This window comes from Pseudomonas tremae, from assembly GCF_023278125.1.
GTDB lineage: Bacteria > Pseudomonadota > Gammaproteobacteria > Pseudomonadales > Pseudomonadaceae > Aquipseudomonas > Aquipseudomonas tremae.
Genome location: NZ_CP066270.1, coordinates 5,449,726 through 5,466,471, shown reverse-complemented (window position 1 = coordinate 5,466,471; position 16,746 = coordinate 5,449,726). Strand labels below are relative to the sequence as shown.

Sequence of the window (16,746 nt, the reverse complement as noted above, 5' to 3'; positions counted from 1 at the left end):
GCTCAATTACTGGGGGTAGGGGTGGCGAGAATCTGCGCCAGCACATCCAAGTCGCTCGCGGTCAAATCGCCTTGGACCTGCGCCAAGCTGGCCAGACCCACTAGCCGACCGCGTGCATCCTGAGTTTTGTGAACCTGGTAGCCGATCAGTGCCGTGCCGATCATGGCGATAATCAGCAGGTTTCGGGAGGGTGTGCTAGCCTTCGAAAGGCTGCTGCTTAGGTGTTCCGTCTGCATTGTCGTACTCCTAGTTGTAGTGGGTACTGGAGAGCTGCAACTCTCCAGTACTGTTTGCTTAAATCGCTAATGTCAGTTAATTCGGTAATAGCCCCCATCGATTTTGAACATCAGGTCGACGTCCTCTACTCGGTAGCATCCCCCTACACCGCCCTTAACGATGTAGCCCGCCGGATCAGGTTCAAATCTCACCGGGAACGGATAGTCTTTTCCAGCCTGCATCCAGCCGATCTGGGAGGCGTACTTGCTTGTTGCTTTAATTTCCGCGTAAAGCTGCTGACCTAATACACGCGCCGGGTTCGGTGTCAGCCCCTCCAGATATGCTTCGAATACCAGTTGAACCGTCTTATTAACGAAGCATGTACCGTCATGGCCCATTTGCTTTGCATCGATCTTGTGGAACATCAGCTCTGCGAACGTTTTAACGTTCAGTTGCTGTTCGAGACATTGCTTCTCTTCTTCACGCATCATTGCTTCCTCTGGGCGGTGATCAGGCAGCTTGGAAAATCCAGCATCGGACGGTTTTCGGTTTATCAGCGGCGTCGATATCCCAGGACGAACACACGTTGCGGTTCGTCTCGATGAACTTCGGGCACTTGCTGGTTTTCAGGCGACGTTTGAGTTCGGCCAGATCCGGGACTTTCTGCCGTTTGTTTGCAGCCGCTTCCGCGAAGTCGTTCAGGTTGACGGCAATCAGCCCCTCATTGCGGGAGTGATTCAGTGCGCCGGCATGACTGTTGAGGTATTCGTAAAGCTCCCAAAACTCAACGACCATCGGGTGATCGGCATTGATTGCCAGCTGTCGCTCTTTGGCCATGCTTTGTACCTCGGCATGGGCGGCATCGACCTGGTGTTGCTGCAGCGGGACGACATGCACCAGCGCGTCGACCAGCGCGTGCAACTGGGCGTGGTTCTTGGCGATACGCACCGTGCGTATCTCGGGAAGCTGCAGCAGCCGCTGCTCGTAGATCGGCACACCCGCTTTCACGGTTTGCATCACTTGCGCTTCCCGGGTTGTCGCCATCAATAGAAAGCCGCTCACCTTGTCGACGGGCATCTGCTCGAGCTCTTCCACCAGCAGTTTGGTTTTGGCTGTTTGACCGTCCTTGGTCATGCCTACGTGGGCGATCCGCTGCAGGATGGGTTCCGAAGCGTTAACGGCATGGTTCTGTGCAAATACAAAGGCTCCACGGAACGGCGGTTCCCGAGTGTCGTTGCCGTTATTCTTGACGCCGGTCGAGCGGACGCTCCGTCCGTTGTAAGCGGTTTTCAGCTCGTCCCAGTCGTATTGCTTCGTGGCGCTGCCGTCGGTCTTTTCTCGTTCGGATTCGATCAGTACCACTGGCAGGTTGCCGACTTGGGCGAAGTTACGTGCGCGGGCAACTGGTGTGCCCTTGGAAGGGTCGAACCCTTCGTAGTCGAGGCGACCGAGTAGCTTCCACAGAAACTCGATGAGCGTGGACTTACCGGCTCCGGCTTCGCCTACCACCTCGAGGAATAGGTAGCTTTTCTGGTGTTGCCGGATCTGCTCCGCGAACAATGCCCCCAGCCAGTAAGCCAGAACAACGATCCCCTTGGCTCCAAAGCACTGCCACAGAATGTCGAGCCAGCGCGTGGTGAACTTGTTCAGGTCGGTGTTGATATTCAGCATGACGGATTGGCTGAGCGTTTTAATGCTCAGTTTCTCCATGTCGAAAAAGTCTTCCTCGTTCAGTTTGTAAACCTTGCCGTCGCGCACGGCCACGTCGCCGTAAACGTAGGCACCGTGTTCGCGGGTGTAGCCGGTGAAGTCGATCGTCTGCACGGTCTTGAGCGCATTTGTCTGCTCTTCAATGAATGCGTCCAGTTGCTGCGTGGTGCCGGTGAACATCCCGCCGGGAGCAATCCCGAGCAGACGTTTTTTAAACTCGGCGGACGAGGCGATCTGCGAGCTGGTAAAGGTGTTTTTGATTGGCGCAGCGTCGTGGGCAAACGTTATCCGGAAGTAGTACCAGGACTCGTCGGTCAGCTTATTTTCCTGGTAGTACAGTGCTTTGGGGTTGCAGGTCGCGATCCGCTGTATTGCTCCGCACTGCTGCATGGCCTTCGCCCGGCGTTGCTTGTCGTTCAGTAACTGATCGTCCTGATGCTCGCTGTCCTCAAGGTCTTGCATGGCCCGGTTGAATTTCTCCAAGTCGAGCTTGAACCAGTAGAGGCGGTTTCCAAATTCAAGATGAAATTCGCTACGGCGCTTCCAGTCGAAAAGCACCAACGCTTTTTCCGTTGCGTTGTCGGCGATCAGCAGGGCACCGTTATGCCTCGCAACCGTCAGATCCTTCTGGATCTGCTCTGCCTTCTTGTCAGCTTCGTCGATTGCCCACCAGCGCTGGTGCAGATCGTTCCAGTCGACCTTGCGACCGTCACGCTGCGGGATTTGAGCCGCTTCGCAGCTAAAACCCAGCTCACGCGCCTGGCGAACCCAGCGCTTGGTATAAGCGTGTGCGCCTGGCTCATTGTCCAATGCCCACACCAGCTTCGGCAGCTTCCCTTCACGCTCTTTGGCAAGGCGCTTCAATGACTCGTTAGGGAAGGCGTTGGACGACATCGCTGATACGGCTGCCACGCCGTTATGCACCAGTGCGATGGCATCGAAGATCCCTTCAACAATCCATAGCTCTTTCACGTCCAGCAACTCGACACACGGCGGACACCACCAGACGCCCTTGTAACTTTCACCTGGTTTAAAACGCGCCTTCATCTTGCCGAACCGGGCAGGGCGATCTATCAGCCGCTCCCAGTAGCCGCCTTTATCCAGCGCGAAACGCACTGTGGCGCTACCAGCGTCATGGTGTGAGGAAAAGTAAGTCTCCTGCGTGAACCAGCCGGTGATCAGTGACATGTCGAAGCTGCGCGCAAACTCCATGTAGGCCCTTGCCGTTGCTGTAGGTGCGCTATCGGTAGCAGGGGCGCGTTTGCTCCAGTCCTCGAACAGATCGTCGTAAATCTCTTTGACGTGCAGGGTGTGACCACATTTCTCCTGCCTGCCACAGATCAACTGCCACGGACTGTCGAAGCGTGTGTATAGCTCCTTCTTATTGCACTTGGGGCAAGTGCCGCCGCGCATATAGTTGGTCGATTCGCGGAGCTTCAAGCCGTAGTCGGATTGAATGCGCTGCAAAACGTTGTGGCGTAGATCGTCTCTCATGAATGCTTCACTGCTTTGAGGCTTTGGCTCAGGGCTGCCATAAGGCGTTTTTGCGCTGCCATAACTGGTATATGGGCGAGAATTGCACCGTGACGCTGACCGTCCGCGACGAAGCGGAATTGATCGTCATACCAGTATTCATTGAGACTCAAGCGGTACTGCTCACGCAGGGCATCCAGCAGCGCTTTTGCCTCTGCTGGGGGCAGTTGAGTGGTGATAAGCACGGCGTCTCCCATCTTGAAACCTCGAATTTGGGCGCAGCTCACCCATACCCACGGTTGTGGGGCAGGCAATGTTTGGGGTGTTTAAGTAGCGGGGGAGACGGGTTTGCCGTAGCCGGCAGCGATCAGGTGTTCGTAGATCAGGTGAACAGGGACAGACCAAGCGAGTCCCCTGACGGGATCACTGATCACTACTGTCATTTCTGCGCTCGCCTGCAGATCGATACGCTGCCGACCGTTCACAGCCAACACGTTGCTGTAGGCCTGGTGAACTAGATGGTTAGCGAGTGGCTCCTTTACCTCAAGGCTTTCAACCAGGTGGTCGGTCGCTCGACCAAGCAGTTGGCCAAGATCGCCGAGGTGTTCGCCTTGATGGCGCTCAATAAATGCCTGAGCTGCAGCGCGAATGGTTTCTTGATAATCCATATCAGCTGATACGTTGTTCATTTTTCGGTCCCTGATTTGGCGCGGTACAGATCTATCGCTGCCAATACTTCCGCATGACGCGCTGCCATGTGCAGGTTGTGGGCGCTCAAGATGTGCTCTGCCTCAGCCTTATTGATGCAACCGTCTGCAAGTGCCTTGGCAATCTCTTGGTCGACGCATCCGCGCTTTGCAGCAACATTGACCGATAGCGTGTACATCTCGACGTTGTCATTTGTTTCGGGGTCAGGTACGGGAACAAACAGACCGCCGTACAATGACGCGATATAGTTGGGAAGATGTTGTGTGCAGGCCTCTTGCTCAAGCTGAAGCAACTGCGCATCTGTTAGTGGCCGGCTGTTGTTGTTCTCGTAGGCGTGATTATCGAATTTCTTCAAGGCCAAACCGATCCGAGCTGCAGCGCATTCACGTCCGCCTGGATAACTACAGATGATCGCGCTAACTACTTCGCGGCGTGTCTTTAGAACTGGACTTTTCATGTTCTGCTTTTCCCTGCTGATCTGCGCCATTACTGTGCGATCACACCGTCTTTGATACCTAGCAAAACCGCGGCGCGATGTGCCTCCCCTCGGCGACCTTTTTTGCGGCCGTTTAAAAGGTCGCTAACCAAATTCTTGTTCAATTCATGCTTCCTGCTGAACTCCGCAATGCTTTCGCCTCGACGATCAAGGGACTCACGGGCTTGCTCGGGTGTGAGAGTGGCGGGCATAGTGTTGGCTCGTGTGCGTTGGTGTGTGTTGGTGTTCGTACAGTGCCGATTATGACCAGTTAATTTGTCTTGTAAAGGGTCTTATGTTTGAAAAATTTGTCTTCGGGAGAATTCTCGGATTTGAGCGCGGGAGAATGCCTGCGTGAAGAAAGGAATCGTTTGGGCCTGAAGCAGGAGGAAATGGCCGAAATTGGCGGCGTGACCCGTAATACTCAGGGAAGTTATGAGCGAAATGAACGACGTCCAGATACCGGCTATTTAAAGGCCCTCCACAGCATTGGCCTCGACGTCCTGTATGTCGTAACGGGTATAAGAAGCGCCCCAACCGTGACAGGCATATCCGGAAGCGAAGCCACCCTTTTGGTACGCCTGAGAGCTTTGCCCCCCCATGACCAAGAAACAGTGCTTCGAATGGTTGACGCGCTAGGTGCGGTAGCTGAAAGAGACAAGAAATAAGCATCTCAAATATCTGTTCAAAAATATGTCTAGCAGCGTTTTCCTATCCCGAAACACAGCGTCTACGTCCGCTCCGAAATTTATAGAAAGGAGCGGTCCGTATGTTGGATCACGTCGAAATGGAAAATAATTGCGCAGTTGATTCTGAGCACGGGTGGATGATCATCAGCCCCAAAGAGCGGCTTTTGATCGAGCTTCATCGGCGTATATCAGAGCGGGATCAACAGCAGCTCCTGCGCCTCACCTCCGGGTTAGCGATCCTTGAGCAAGAGCAAGCATCGATCTAATTGCGGGTTGGAGATTAATTCCGGCTAGGCGTTGATGGATCGCCGACACAACGTTGGCGACCCATCAAGCTACTGCCTGCATACCCAACTGCTCAAACAATTCCTTTTGCTTGTCAGGTGTCAGATCACGTAGCCGGTCGAACAGCATCACGTCCAGCTGCTGCCCGGACGGCCTGAGCGTGTGCGAAAACATCAAGTTGGCCACCCATGTGTGACCGCACTTTGCATCAAGGCATTGGCAGTACAACTTTACATACGCCCTGGTCACTTCCTCCCGTGAACTGATTCGTCCCTTGTGCCCGCATGTTGTGCAATAAATTCGCATGTTCCCTCCCCAGGGCCATCCTATGGCTACTATTTTGCCATATCTCTAATGGCATTATCTGTGCTTTCGGTCATATCAGGCCGTTACAGATGTATCCGGCACTGATTTCCAGGCGAACCGCCTGTCTTCCCGTAATGTTGAGTTGGCTTGGTCAAACAGCTGACAGATCGGCCTGATTTCGTTGCTGGTGTACACGCGATCAATCTTTTCGATATCGCCGAACCCGCCACTGTTCTCGGGGATGATCCCTGCCAATGCGGGGTTCATGCGCCAGGCTGCGATTACGTCATTGCGGGTGATGTTTTTCACTTTCTCCAACTCGTCCTTGGCTTGAAAATCACCCACCGGGATGATCTGAATGGCCTTCTCGGAACCGCCCGGAATGTTGACGAACATCGAACGGAAGTTGCCCACACCCTTGCTGGCTGTGATCTGGGCGCGCAACTCCTCTTCGTCCTCCTCGGTCAGGTTCGGGTCGTTGGTGTAGAAGATGTAACCAGCATGTGCGCCGTTGCTGTAGTAGCGCCGGCGGAACAGCGTTGCGGCTTCGTTAAGCAGCAACGCCTGCAGACCGCCCAGGTACTCAGGCACGCCGTAAATGTTCTGCTCGACGTCGTAGTTGAGAACATGTTCGATCTCGTCAGCGTCAAACTCCGTTTGCTGACCATTCTGTTCCAGCTGAGCAAAACCACCGTCGACCTTTACCCGCATGTTGATAGCGGGCAGGTGTCGCAGCTCAAGGATCTGGCCGAGCATATTGGGCACCCGATAGAAGTACGCTTCGCCGAAGACCATGAAGTCCAGCGCCGCCCGACTCATATCGGCCACCGTCAGTCCGGCTGAAGGGATGAACTCACGCAGCAGCAGATTGCGCTTGAACCCTGGTATCGCGCCGTGGTGCGCGTTTGCCTTGAGCAGTCTTGCCAGGCCCCTGCGGGACACTGGCGGCGTATAGATGCGTCCGTCGTCGCTGGGAAACACGCCCAGGTACTGAGCGATATTGTCGGTCAGCACGGATTCCGGCGCTCCAAATGTGAACGCTCGCATGGGCCGTTGCGCCGGCTTTTCCTGCTGCAGGGTTTTGGGTTTTGCCATTGGGACTTGATCCAGTGAGTGCGTAGCGACTGCGTCGCAGCTTGTTCGTGTTGAGGGGTTCGTACTGCAGGGCGTGCATGACCGCCCAGGCTACGTCTGCGTGACCGGTGGCGTCGGTGCGGGACGCGCTGTAGGTGACCTGGCCGCTGGCGGTCGTGCCGCGCTTGATCGTCAGGAAAGCCTGGGCGATATCGTTCCAGCCGGCGTCCCATTCGATACGGCTGCCTTGAATGGTGTCCTGCGCCTTGAGTACCAGAAGGTTCTTCGTTTCCAGGCTGTAATGGATCGAGGTAGCGCGAGGGTAGAAGTCGCGCACCAGATCGAACACGCCATAGCCGATGCCGGTTGTGTCGATCCCGATGTGCTGGACGTTGAACCGCTCGGTCAGCTTCTTGACCTGCTCGGCCTGGTACTTGAAAGACTGGCCCCGCCAGCTGTACTTCTCCAGGATCCGGAACTTGCCGCCGTTCTCCAGCGGCGGTGCGATGACCACGCACGTCGCATCGTCGCGTGTCCGGCTCGGGTCGTAACCGATCCAGACCGGGCTGTTGCCATACGGGCGCGGATCGTCCGGGTCGAAGTCGGCCCACAGAGACAGGTCCGAATAGCAGCGCTCCAGATCGGCCAGGGAAAACGCGCTTTGGCTGCTGTCGATGAATTTGCACATGAACAGCTGCTGGAATTTGTCGTCGTCGTACTCCAGCTGCAGCTGCTCGAGGTCGAACAGATCGCAGCCGCCAGCGATCGCGTCCAGGATGGTTATGACCTTCCGCCACTGGCCGTCCGGACACAGCGCGCCCGCCGATATTTGCTTATCGCTCGGCCATGGCTCCTTCGCGTTCTTGCGCTTGCTGTTGCGGAATTTCTCACCCTGCCAGAACGGGTACGCCTGATGCGATACGGCGCTTGGCGTAGAAAAATAGGTTTTGCGCCACTTCTTATGGGTCGCCATGGCGCTGGCCACGGTGTTCAGTTTCTCGAAGTCGCGGATCCAAAAATATTCGTCAACGTACACATGGCCATGGTGACCCTGCGCAGTGCTGCTGTTGGTACTGAGAAAGCGCAGCTCGGCCCAGGGCTTGCCGTCCTTGCTAAGTACGATCGGGTTGCCGGTCAGCTCCAGGCCAAACCACGCCTGGGCAAAGGCGATGATGTAGCTGCGGAAAATCTCGGACTGGGCGCGACTGGCCGACAGGAACACCTGGTTATCGCCGGTCAGCACCGCATCCATGAAGGCTTCGCCGGCGAAGTAGTATGTCAGGCCCACCTGGCGGCTTTTGAGGATGTTCCGGATCCTGGCCGTCAGCGGGTTCTGTTTCGCGGCGAACAGCTCTTTCTGGTAGCCGTACATTTTGCTGATGAACTTGTCGAGAAAGTCTACTTCGCGCAGCTCGCTGACATCGTTCTTGACCTTCTTTTCCCGCTTCTTGCCGTCTCGCTTGCCACGCTCGCGGCGCTCGCCACGTTGATCATCGCGGCGACGGCCATCGTCATCCTGTTCATCGCGTACCGGCGCAGCAGCAGGCTTTGCGCACTGCTTGGCCAGCCGCTCGCGAACGGTCGTCAACCTGTCCAGTTCGTCCAGGTCGCCTTTGGTCAGCGACTCGGTTTTCTCCAGAAGCAAAGTGATCCGCCGGCTGACGGCGGTCAGCGGTTCTTCGTCCGTCAGCATGTCTTCCCAGCCACCGACGCGGATCCAGTGATACACGATCCGAATGTTGGGCAGGTTCAATTGCGCCTGAATTTCCTTGGCCTTGTGACGGCGCAGAAACAAACGTTTGGCGGCTTCTTTGACTTCGGTTGAATAGTACATGGGCCGCAGTCTATGCGGCGAAAAGGCGGAAAACGTGCAGTTAAATTTCGCGTTTCTCCTATAAATCGAATATCGGAGAAACGCGAAAGTAAACCGTTTGTTGGAGGCGTTGCGGCTCCCTATCTTGGGGCCTCAACTTACCGATGAGCGCAGTTCTTCCCATGCCCCGTTCCCTTGTCAGCTTCTGGAAACGCGTCGCCACCAGCGGTCCTACCGTCGATGGTCGCGTTATCACGCCCCAGGAACTGCGTGACATCGCCGAGACGTACAGCACCGCCACTTACACGGCCACCATCTGGTCCGAACATGACCGCTGGCCAGGCTCCTACGGCACCGTGTTTGCCGTGCGCCTGATCGAGGACGTCGACGGTTTAGCACCTGGTCAGGTCGCACTCGAAGCGCAGTTGAAACCTAACGACAAGCTGCTTTGGCTCAATGACCAGGGTGAAAAGCTCTTCACCAGCATCGAGATCACCCCGGACTTTGCCACCACCGGCAAGGCCTATCTGACCGGTCTGGCCGTCACCGACTCGCCTGCGAGCCTGGGCACCCAAGAACTCTATTTCTCCCGCAAGACCGGCAAGCCCGTGCATTACGCGGCGGCTGTAGAGATCGGCCCGCTGAAAGAGGAAGAGCCGCAGGGCGACGTAGCCAAGTTATTCAGCTTGTTCACCGGCCTGTTCAAGCGCTTTGGCATTGAAGAGGTGCCAGCCGAAACCACCCCGCAAACCCCTACCGAGAGCAAACCCCCAATGGATGAAGCTACAGCCAAAGCGCTGCAGGCCTTGATCGAACAGCAACTGATCGTCGCCGCCGGCATTCAGGCACTGATCGACAGTTTCGCAGAAGCCACACCTGAACCTGATCAGGCTCCGATCGATGACGTGCAGACGGCAGTCGATGACATCGTGGCCACCGCCGAAGAAGAAAAGCAGTTGAGCCGCAAAGGCCCAACCAACGCTGCAGTGCTGGCCGGCATGAACAAGCTGCAGGCTCAGTTCAGCGCCTTGCTGGACAAGCCGGATGGCCGCCACCTGTCACGCACCACCGGTGCCGCTGACCCTAAACCGAAGCGGGTACTCTGACATGGCCCAGTCACTGAGCGCATACGGCGCGAAGATGTTCGCGGCCCTGCAGGTTTCCCTGGCTGAATCCTACGGCGTCGAGCTGGCCAGCAAGACGTTCAGCGTCGAGCCGTCGATTGCCCAGGAACTCAACGAGGCGATCACCCACAAGTCCGATTTCCTGCAGCGCATCAACGTCATCGGCGTGACCGAGATCAAGGGTCAAAAGGTATTCCTGGGTGTCTCTGGTCCGGTGACCGGTCGCACCAACACCAAGACCACCGATCGCGAAGCCAAGGACGCATCGGCGCTGGATGACAACCAGTACGAGCTGTATTCAACCGAATCTGACGTCAGTCTGCCTTACGCCAAGATCGACGCCTGGGCCAAGTTCCCGGACTTCCAACAGCGTTACTCCGCTGCCGTGCAGAAGCAGATCGCACTCGACCGTCTGATGATCGGTTTCCACGGTCTCAAAGCCGCGCCGCAGACCAACCTCACTGAATTCCCGATGCTGCAGGATGTGAACAAGGGCTGGTTGCAGATCGCTCGTGAGCAGATCCCTGAACAGGTTCTGAGCCAAGGCTTGGAAGCGGGCAAGGTCAGGCTGGGTGAGGGTGGCGACTACGCCAACCTGGACGCTCTGGTGCATGACACCAAGCAGATGGTCGACGAGCGCGTTCGCGATGGCGGCGATCTGATCGCAATCATCGGCAGTGACCTGCTGGCGGCTGACAAAGCCAAGCTGTACGCCAAACAAGGCGATCTGCCAACCGAGAAAGAACGCATCGAAGACGCTCAGGTCATCGCGACCTATGGCGGTCTGCCGAGCTTCAGCGTGCCGTTCTTCCCGGTCAACGCCGTCGTGGTCACCAGCTTCGACAACTTGTCGATCTACTTCCAGGATTCCAGCTGGCGCAAGCAAACCATCGATAACCCGAAGCGCTCCCGCGTCGAGGATTACAACAGCCGTAACGAAGGCTATGTGATCGAGCAGCTGGAAAAGTTCGCCATGACTGAAAACGTCGAACTGGTGAAAGCATGAGCCTGGCACTGGCGCACAAACGCCGCTTGATCGCAGAAGGCCCAGCGGCTGCGATCGCCGGTGCCCCAATGGCTTATTCAGCAGACACCGCGATGTCCAGCCCTGCCAATGCACGCAAGCACTTGAAGTTGATGGAAGACGCGCTGGCGGGCGATCTGGAGCGCATCAGCGCGATCAACAGCCACTCGCTGCGCCAGTTGCTCAAGCGTGACGAGCTGCTGCCCAAATACCTGGAGTACGTACAGCGGTATCGCGATTCGGAATTGAATTTCCCGAACTCTGTGTTGGTGTACGTCCTGATTTGGCTGTTCGACACCGAGCAGTTTACCCAGGGCCTGGAGCTGGCCGATTTCGCCATGTCTCAAGGGCAGGCACTGCCTGAGCGCTTCAACCGTGACATTCCGACCTTTGTTGCAGACGAGGTGATCTATTGGGCCGAGGCTGAATTCAAGGCCAGGCGCAGCCCTGAACCTTACGTCTCCAACTTGCTGCCCCGCGTGGATGGCGAGTGGCAGCTGTATGAGCGCATTCCGGCTCGTTACCACAAGTTGCTGGGGATGATCGCGCTGCATCGCAAGGACTGGCCTGTCGCTATTCACCACTTCGAACGAGCCGAACAGCTCTACGAAAGCATCGGCGTAGGGACACGCCTGTCTGACTGCCGCAAGGCGCTGGCCAAGGCGCAAGCCAACGAAAACGCCGGCAACGGCACCGAATAACCGACTACCCCCCCCCGGCGAGAAATTGTGGATGTGAGCCAACCATTTATGGCCCTGACCCACTGAAACAGTTTTCCCGCCCCTATTTGAGCGGCCAGCAATGAGCTTTTCCGGGAAACCCACCACCTTTGTGGAACAAGCGATCGAGAACGACGGCTTTTGGCCTGATCTCTCTGTGACCGAGTTTCAGAAGGGTTACCGCCTGCCGGCGGAGTACCTGGTAGAGATGCTGGCCGCCGATCTGAACATGGCCATGGTCGAGGTCAATACCGACCTGGCCAAGTTAAAAGCGCGCTGGCAGGGCGCTGGCGTGTCCAACGTTGAGTCCGCAGACACCACCATCCTGCCAGAGAGCACCTTTCAAGCGGCGACGTATAAGCGTGCCGTCTACAGCCGGGCCAAAGCCAGCTTGCTGACTCAGTTCGCCACGGTCAATCGTCGCGAAAGCGCAGAAAACGTGGGCAAGGAACTGCCAGAGCGGTCCGAAACCTTCCTCGCGTTCAGTCAGGCTGCGGTGCGCTCGCTGCAGGGCCGTGGCCGCATCACGGCGGCGTTGCTGTGATCAAGCTCAAGGCGTTGACCGCCTACCTGCTCGAACGCCAATTGGTTGCCCCTGAGCAGCTCGACAGCTGGACCGACCAGGTGCAGGTGGAGCTGATCTGGAAACCTGACACCCAAGGCATGCACATGGGTGACATGAATTACGGCGCGACCATCTCGATCGAGCGATTCGCGGATCACCCGGCTCGCTTGTTCGCCTTGGTTGGCAGCTGGCTGGAAACCCACGACCAGGACCGTGACGGTCTGCCAAACGTGGTGTTCGACGTGGTCATGCTCGACAACGACCTGGCCGACGTCGACATCAAGCTGCAGTTCACCGAAGCGCAGTACCTGGCCGAGGATCCTGCCGGGGAGATCGAGGCGTTTGGCAGTACCTGGTCGTTCGTACCGTTCGAACTGTGGGTAGCTGAGAGCGGCGAGGTGACCGGTCATGGCCTTTGATCTGGACATTCGCGGCATGCTCGAAGCCCAGGACCTGCTGGCTTTGATGGAGCTTCCGACCCCCAAGCGTAGACGTCTGCTGAACAACGTCGCCAAGCGCGTGCGCAGCCTTAGCCGCCAGCGGATCCGCAATCAGCAGAACCTGGACGGCTCCTCGTTCGCGGCCCGCAAGGACACGTCCAAGGGCAAGAAGAAGATGGAAGCCGGCCTGGGCAAGTTGCTCGATGTCACCCGCCTGACTGGCACCGAAGCGGAGCTGGGCTGGCGTAACACGCTGACCCGCTGGGTTGCTTCACAGCAACACAACGGCGTGTCCGAACGGCGCACCGCTGCGCAGATGCGCCAGTGGAACAAGGTTCCGCCTGGCACTGCCGCTACCGAAAAGCAGGCCAAGAGCCTGCGTCGTCTGGGTTTCAAAACCCGCCAGGAAGGCAAAAAGACGCTGACCCGCCCATCCGTGGCGTGGATCCAGCAACACCTGAACTACGCCAGAGCGGGATTGCTGATCCGCGTCCTGGACAACGAACGAGCCGAATCCACCGGTGCGCAAAGCTGGGACATCAAGCTGCCTGCGCGTCAGTTCCTCGGTGCCAGTGACAGCGAAACCAGCCAACTGGTGAACCTGGTGCTGCAACAAATCCTTAATTCACCCCGCTAACGAGGCACCGCTTTATGGCACTCGGCAAAGTCAGCGTAAACAATCTCAACCTCGGCCAGGGTGCCGTGAGCGAGATCGAACGCTATTTCCTATTCATCGGTCCCGCCGCCAAGAACGTCGGCAAGCTGGTCCCGTTGGACACCCAAAGTGATCTGGACGTCCAGCTGGGCATTGCGGACAGCGACCTGAAAACCCAGATCCTGGCAGCACGCAGCAACGGCGGCGATCGCTGGGCCTGCATCGCCGCTCCGATCGCAGGCGAAACCACCTGGCAACAGGCGCTTGAGAGCGCGACCCGCAGTTATTCTTTCGAGGCGGTGGTGATCGTCAACCCGGTGACCAAACAGGCCGAGCTTTCAGCGATGCACGTCGCGGCCAACGACCTGAGCAACAAGCTGGGCCGCCGCGTCTTCGTGCTGGCCGCCACTGCCGGCATTGCTCCGCAGCTGAGCTGGAGCGCTTACGTCGTCGAGCAGAAAGCCATTGTCGACGGCCTGGCTGCGCCTCGCGTTCTGCCGGTACCGCAACTGCACGGCAACAACCTGGGCGTGCTGGCCGGTCGACTGGCCAATGCCGCCGTGAGCATTGCCGACACCCCCATGCGCGTGGCCACCGGCGCGATCCTGGGCTTGGGCGCTGAACCCAAGGACATGGACGGCATTCCGCTGAGCACTGCGGTGCTTTCGCAGCTCGACGCAGCGCGTCTTTCTGTCCCGCAGACCTACCCGGACTATCCGGGCACCTACTGGGGCGACGGCAACCTGCTGGATACCCCCGGCAGTGACTTCCAGGTGATTGAGAACCTGCGTGTCGTGGACAAGGCAGCCCGCCGCGTGCGCGCTCTGCTGATCCGCTATGTGGGCGATCGCACTCTGAACAGTTCGGCCAACAGCATGGCGACCACCACGTCCAAGCTGATGGCCCCGCTGCGCGCGATGGCCAAGTCCACCAAATTCGCCGGCCAGGTATTTCCGGGCGAGATCGAGCAGCCCAAGGACGGCGACATCGTGCTGACCTGGACGAGCAAAACCTCTGTCGTGGCCTACCTCAAGCTGCGCCCCCTCAACTGCCCGAAAGACCTGACCGCGAACATCGCGCTGGACCTTTCCGTTACGGATTCGGAGTAACCCATGGCCGCAAAAATTGGCGGTAAGAACTTCGACGTGAACCTGGGCGATCTGCTCGTTCACGTCGAGGCCGGCACCATCGACATCACGGACAACAGCACCGTGGCTCAGACCAAGGGTGTGCCCAACGGGCACGTCGACGGCGATGTCGCTGCAGCCGGCGAACTGGAGCTGGACACCACCAACTTCAATCTGCTGATCGAACAGGCCAAGACTGCGGGCAGTTTCCGCGAGCTGGAGCCGTTCGACATCGTCTTCTTTGCCAAGGCCGGCGAAGAGGAACTGCGCATCGAGGCGTTCGGTTGCAAGGTCCGCGTTTCCAGCCTGCTGAGCATCGATCCGAAGGGCGGGGCGAAAAACACCCACAAGGTGCCGTTCGACGTCACCAGCCCGGACTTCATCAAGATCAACGGCGTGCCATACCTGGCGGCTGCTGAGATCGAGGGCCTGACGTAATGGTCTGCCCGTTCGATCGTGCGCAGGCTCTGGAGCAGCGTCAACGCGACCAGGCCATTGCTGCCCAGCTGGCCAAGCCGCGAGCGAGCGGGCCAAGCCTCACCCATTGTGTGGACTGCGACAAGGAGATCCCATTGGCGCGCCAGGCGCTCGGCGGCATGACCCGTTGCGTGCCTTGCCAGAGCCTGGACGAAAAAGGGGGGCGCTCATGAGTACGAGCCAGGCCGCCCAGGACACCGCCATTGCCCTGGTGAAAGCATCGCCTGCCATCGGCGTTGCCGCCACGGGCGCAACCGGTGCTGTCGACTGGTCGGCAGTGGCCTACATGCTGACCGCTTTTTACATGGTGCTGCAGATCGTGTTGCTGGTCCCCAAATACCGCCAGATGCTGCGGGACTGGAGGGTCAAGCCATGAGCCTGCGCGTCAAGATCACCGCAGGCTTGCTGCTGCTCTGCAGCGGCACGTTGACTGCGTTCCTGGGGACATGGGAAGGCAACGGCCAGAACGTGGTGTACGCCGACAAGCTGGCCGGCGGTCTGCCCACGGTCTGCAAAGGCATCACGCGCCATACCAGCCCGGATGCGGTCGTGGTGGGTGATTACTGGTCTGACTCGCGCTGCGCCGAGGTGGAAGAGCTGGTTGTCGCCAAGGGCCAGATGAGCCTGGCCGACTGCCTGACCAATCAGACGATTGGGCAGAACACGTTCGACGCGTTAAGCAGTCACGGCCACAACTTCGGCGTGCCGACGACGTGCGCGAGCCGCGCCGTGGGCCTGATTAACGCAGGCCGTGTTGCCGAGGGTTGCAAGGCGTTGGCGTTTGCCTCCGATGGCACCACGCCGGCCTGGAGCTATGTGATTGGTGCCAATGGTCGCAAGACCTTTGTTCGTGGCCTGCACAACCGCCGGCTGGCCGAAATGAGGCTTTGCCTGAAATGACCGTCAGCCCGCTGCGCCTTGCCCTGTTTTTGCTGGTGGTCGGTCTGCTGACCTGGTGCGCTTTCGAGTACCAGGGCAACCAGCTCGTTGCTGCCCGCGCTGATTTGGTCGACGCCACTGCAGATCTGCACACCGAGCGAGAGGCAGCGCGCCTGGCCCGCGTTCAGTTGGCAGCGCGGGACCAACTCGATACCCACCACACCGAGGAACTGAACCGTGCCCGCGCTCAAATCAACACTCTGCAGCTTGCTGTTGCTGATGGCAGTTACCGGCTGCGCATCAAAGCTGTCTGCCCCGCAATGCCCGGTGCCGCCGGCACCGCCGGCCTGGCTGATGCAGGCAGCGCCGAACTCGCAGCAGACGCTCGATCGGATTATTTCACCCTCAGAGACGAGCTTGCCCTCAGCCGGCAAATGATCCTCGGCCTGCAGGACTACATCCGCCAGGTCGTGCAACGCACGCCGGCACAACCCTGAACCTTTGCAACTCAACCTTACGGAAACACCGACATGAGCGAAGTAAACCGCAGCATCACCCTGGAACGTGGCGACAAGGAGTTCACGTTCAACCTGACCCCGCAGGTGATCACCAAGTACTTCAACGCCACGACCCAGGCCAACAAGGTCGCGCCGGCCCACAACCTGCTGATGGGCACCGTCAAGGATGAAGACAAGGCCGCGCTGAAAGCGCTGCTGGAAAACCCGATCACCACCATGACGCTGGCCGGTGCGTTGCTTGAAGAGTATTCGCCGGACGTTGAAGTGATCGTAAAAAAGCCCTTGAACACGCCGAAGCCCTGACCCAGGACGGGCTGGGCCAGTTGCTGGCCCTGACCCAACGCTGGCTGCCTGGTGCTGAACCCACGATCGAAAGCATGGGCACCGCCAAGTGGCTTGAAGACGAACACTGGAGACGCATGGAAATTGCCGTCGCCAACGGCATTTCCACTGCCTTTAACGGATAACC

The 16,746-nt window shown here is 58.3% G+C and carries 26 protein-coding genes; 16 read left to right on the top strand and 10 right to left on the bottom strand.

All coding sequences use genetic code 11. The features are described from left to right. Positions 1-2: 2 nt before the first annotated feature. From I9H09_RS24655 to I9H09_RS24625, 7 genes are all read right to left on the bottom strand, one after another. Entirely contained in the window at positions 3-236 is a 234-nt protein-coding gene (locus I9H09_RS24655) for a hypothetical protein (RefSeq protein WP_024670924.1), read from the bottom strand. A 72-nt stretch (positions 237-308) separates the two neighbouring features. Beyond that, positions 309-707 carry a hypothetical protein gene (locus I9H09_RS24650; protein WP_235668778.1) on the bottom strand — a complete coding sequence of 133 codons (399 nt, stop codon included), beginning with the start codon at positions 705-707 and terminating at the stop codon, positions 309-311. Positions 708-726: 19 nt separating this feature from the next. Then, on the bottom strand, positions 727-3,420 hold the full coding sequence (locus tag I9H09_RS24645; protein WP_236502491.1) for a toprim domain-containing protein: 2,694 nt from the start codon (positions 3,418-3,420) through the stop codon (positions 727-729). Continuing rightward, positions 3,417-3,656, bottom strand: a complete 240-nt coding sequence (locus I9H09_RS24640) for a hypothetical protein (protein ID WP_236502490.1) — start codon at positions 3,654-3,656, stop codon at positions 3,417-3,419. Before I9H09_RS24640 ends, I9H09_RS24645 begins: the two co-directional genes overlap by 4 nt. A gap of 69 nt (positions 3,657-3,725) precedes the next feature. After that, positions 3,726-4,088 (bottom strand): hypothetical protein, encoded by a 363-nt coding sequence (locus tag I9H09_RS24635; protein ID WP_236502489.1) that lies wholly within the window; start codon positions 4,086-4,088, stop codon positions 3,726-3,728. Beyond that, the gene (locus I9H09_RS24630) at positions 4,085-4,564 is read right to left on the bottom strand and encodes a YmfL family putative regulatory protein (RefSeq protein ID WP_283108492.1); all 480 of its coding nucleotides are present in this window, start codon (positions 4,562-4,564) and stop codon (positions 4,085-4,087) included. The genes I9H09_RS24635 and I9H09_RS24630 overlap by 4 nt, the downstream gene beginning before the upstream one ends. Positions 4,565-4,593: 29 nt before the next feature. Continuing rightward, positions 4,594-4,794, bottom strand: coding sequence for a DNA-binding protein (locus tag I9H09_RS24625; RefSeq protein ID WP_057426304.1), 201 nt, complete (start codon positions 4,792-4,794; stop codon positions 4,594-4,596). An 87-nt stretch (positions 4,795-4,881) separates the two neighbouring features. Between I9H09_RS24625 and I9H09_RS24620 the strand changes: the two genes are divergently transcribed. Then, positions 4,882-5,250, top strand: coding sequence for a helix-turn-helix domain-containing protein (locus tag I9H09_RS24620; protein ID WP_236502487.1), 369 nt, complete (start codon positions 4,882-4,884; stop codon positions 5,248-5,250). A 101-nt stretch (positions 5,251-5,351) separates the two neighbouring features. Continuing rightward, complete coding sequence (locus I9H09_RS24615) at positions 5,352-5,537, top strand: hypothetical protein (protein WP_057426303.1); 186 nt, start codon at positions 5,352-5,354, stop codon at positions 5,535-5,537. Positions 5,538-5,601: 64 nt separating this feature from the next. Here I9H09_RS24615 and I9H09_RS24610 read toward each other — a convergent pair whose 3' ends face one another. The 3 genes from I9H09_RS24610 to I9H09_RS24600 form a co-directional block, all read right to left on the bottom strand. After that, the gene (locus tag I9H09_RS24610; RefSeq protein ID WP_057426302.1) at positions 5,602-5,862 is read right to left on the bottom strand and encodes an ogr/Delta-like zinc finger family protein; all 261 of its coding nucleotides are present in this window, start codon (positions 5,860-5,862) and stop codon (positions 5,602-5,604) included. A gap of 75 nt (positions 5,863-5,937) precedes the next feature. Next, positions 5,938-6,789, bottom strand: coding sequence for a phage portal protein (locus I9H09_RS24605; RefSeq protein ID WP_236502493.1), 852 nt, complete (start codon positions 6,787-6,789; stop codon positions 5,938-5,940). Next, a complete protein-coding gene (locus I9H09_RS24600; RefSeq protein WP_236502486.1) occupies positions 6,716-8,770 on the bottom strand; it encodes a terminase large subunit domain-containing protein in 2,055 nt (684 codons plus the stop codon). Before I9H09_RS24600 ends, I9H09_RS24605 begins: the two co-directional genes overlap by 74 nt. Before the next feature lie 161 nt (positions 8,771-8,931). Here I9H09_RS24600 and I9H09_RS24595 point away from each other — a divergent pair, with 161 nt between their 5' ends. The 14 genes from I9H09_RS24595 to I9H09_RS24530 all read left to right on the top strand — a co-directional run bounded on the left by I9H09_RS24595 (position 8,932) and on the right by I9H09_RS24530 (position 16,744). Beyond that, positions 8,932-9,855: a GPO family capsid scaffolding protein gene (locus I9H09_RS24595; RefSeq protein ID WP_236502485.1), complete on the top strand. Its 924-nt coding sequence runs from the start codon at positions 8,932-8,934 to the stop codon at positions 9,853-9,855. Position 9,856: 1 nt separating this feature from the next. Beyond that, entirely contained in the window at positions 9,857-10,879 is a 1,023-nt protein-coding gene (locus I9H09_RS24590; RefSeq protein ID WP_236502484.1) for a phage major capsid protein, P2 family, read from the top strand. Beyond that, on the top strand, positions 10,876-11,598 hold the full coding sequence (gpM, locus tag I9H09_RS24585; RefSeq protein WP_236502483.1) for a phage terminase small subunit: 723 nt from the start codon (positions 10,876-10,878) through the stop codon (positions 11,596-11,598). Before I9H09_RS24590 ends, gpM begins: the two co-directional genes overlap by 4 nt. A 100-nt stretch (positions 11,599-11,698) precedes the next feature. Then, positions 11,699-12,160 carry a head completion/stabilization protein gene (locus I9H09_RS24580; protein WP_236502482.1) on the top strand — a complete coding sequence of 154 codons (462 nt, stop codon included), beginning with the start codon at positions 11,699-11,701 and terminating at the stop codon, positions 12,158-12,160. After that, a complete protein-coding gene (locus I9H09_RS24575; RefSeq protein WP_044422694.1) occupies positions 12,157-12,600 on the top strand; it encodes a phage tail protein in 444 nt (147 codons plus the stop codon). The genes I9H09_RS24580 and I9H09_RS24575 overlap by 4 nt, the downstream gene beginning before the upstream one ends. Next, complete coding sequence (locus tag I9H09_RS24570) at positions 12,590-13,258, top strand: phage virion morphogenesis family protein (RefSeq protein WP_055002628.1); 669 nt, start codon at positions 12,590-12,592, stop codon at positions 13,256-13,258. Before I9H09_RS24575 ends, I9H09_RS24570 begins: the two co-directional genes overlap by 11 nt. 14 nt (positions 13,259-13,272) lie before the next feature. Continuing rightward, positions 13,273-14,385 (top strand): DUF2586 domain-containing protein, encoded by a 1,113-nt coding sequence (locus I9H09_RS24565; protein ID WP_236502481.1) that lies wholly within the window; start codon positions 13,273-13,275, stop codon positions 14,383-14,385. Positions 14,386-14,388: 3 nt separating this feature from the next. After that, on the top strand, positions 14,389-14,841 hold the full coding sequence (locus I9H09_RS24560) for a phage protein (protein ID WP_003342306.1): 453 nt from the start codon (positions 14,389-14,391) through the stop codon (positions 14,839-14,841). After that, entirely contained in the window at positions 14,841-15,053 is a 213-nt protein-coding gene (locus tag I9H09_RS24555) for a TraR/DksA family transcriptional regulator (protein ID WP_236502480.1), read from the top strand. The genes I9H09_RS24560 and I9H09_RS24555 overlap by 1 nt, the downstream gene beginning before the upstream one ends. After that, on the top strand, positions 15,050-15,256 hold the full coding sequence (locus I9H09_RS24550) for a hypothetical protein (protein ID WP_024670943.1): 207 nt from the start codon (positions 15,050-15,052) through the stop codon (positions 15,254-15,256). Before I9H09_RS24555 ends, I9H09_RS24550 begins: the two co-directional genes overlap by 4 nt. Continuing rightward, on the top strand, positions 15,253-15,780 hold the full coding sequence (locus I9H09_RS24545) for a lysozyme (RefSeq protein WP_236502479.1): 528 nt from the start codon (positions 15,253-15,255) through the stop codon (positions 15,778-15,780). The genes I9H09_RS24550 and I9H09_RS24545 overlap by 4 nt, the downstream gene beginning before the upstream one ends. Continuing rightward, positions 15,777-16,256 (top strand): lysis system i-spanin subunit Rz, encoded by a 480-nt coding sequence (locus tag I9H09_RS24540; RefSeq protein WP_236502478.1) that lies wholly within the window; start codon positions 15,777-15,779, stop codon positions 16,254-16,256. Before I9H09_RS24545 ends, I9H09_RS24540 begins: the two co-directional genes overlap by 4 nt. A 33-nt stretch (positions 16,257-16,289) precedes the next feature. Beyond that, positions 16,290-16,580, top strand: coding sequence for a putative phage tail assembly chaperone (locus I9H09_RS24535; RefSeq protein ID WP_236502477.1), 291 nt, complete (start codon positions 16,290-16,292; stop codon positions 16,578-16,580). Positions 16,581-16,600: 20 nt separating this feature from the next. Then, complete coding sequence (locus I9H09_RS24530) at positions 16,601-16,744, top strand: DUF6890 family protein (RefSeq protein ID WP_003342293.1); 144 nt, start codon at positions 16,601-16,603, stop codon at positions 16,742-16,744. The last annotated feature ends 2 nt before the right edge of the window (positions 16,745-16,746 follow it).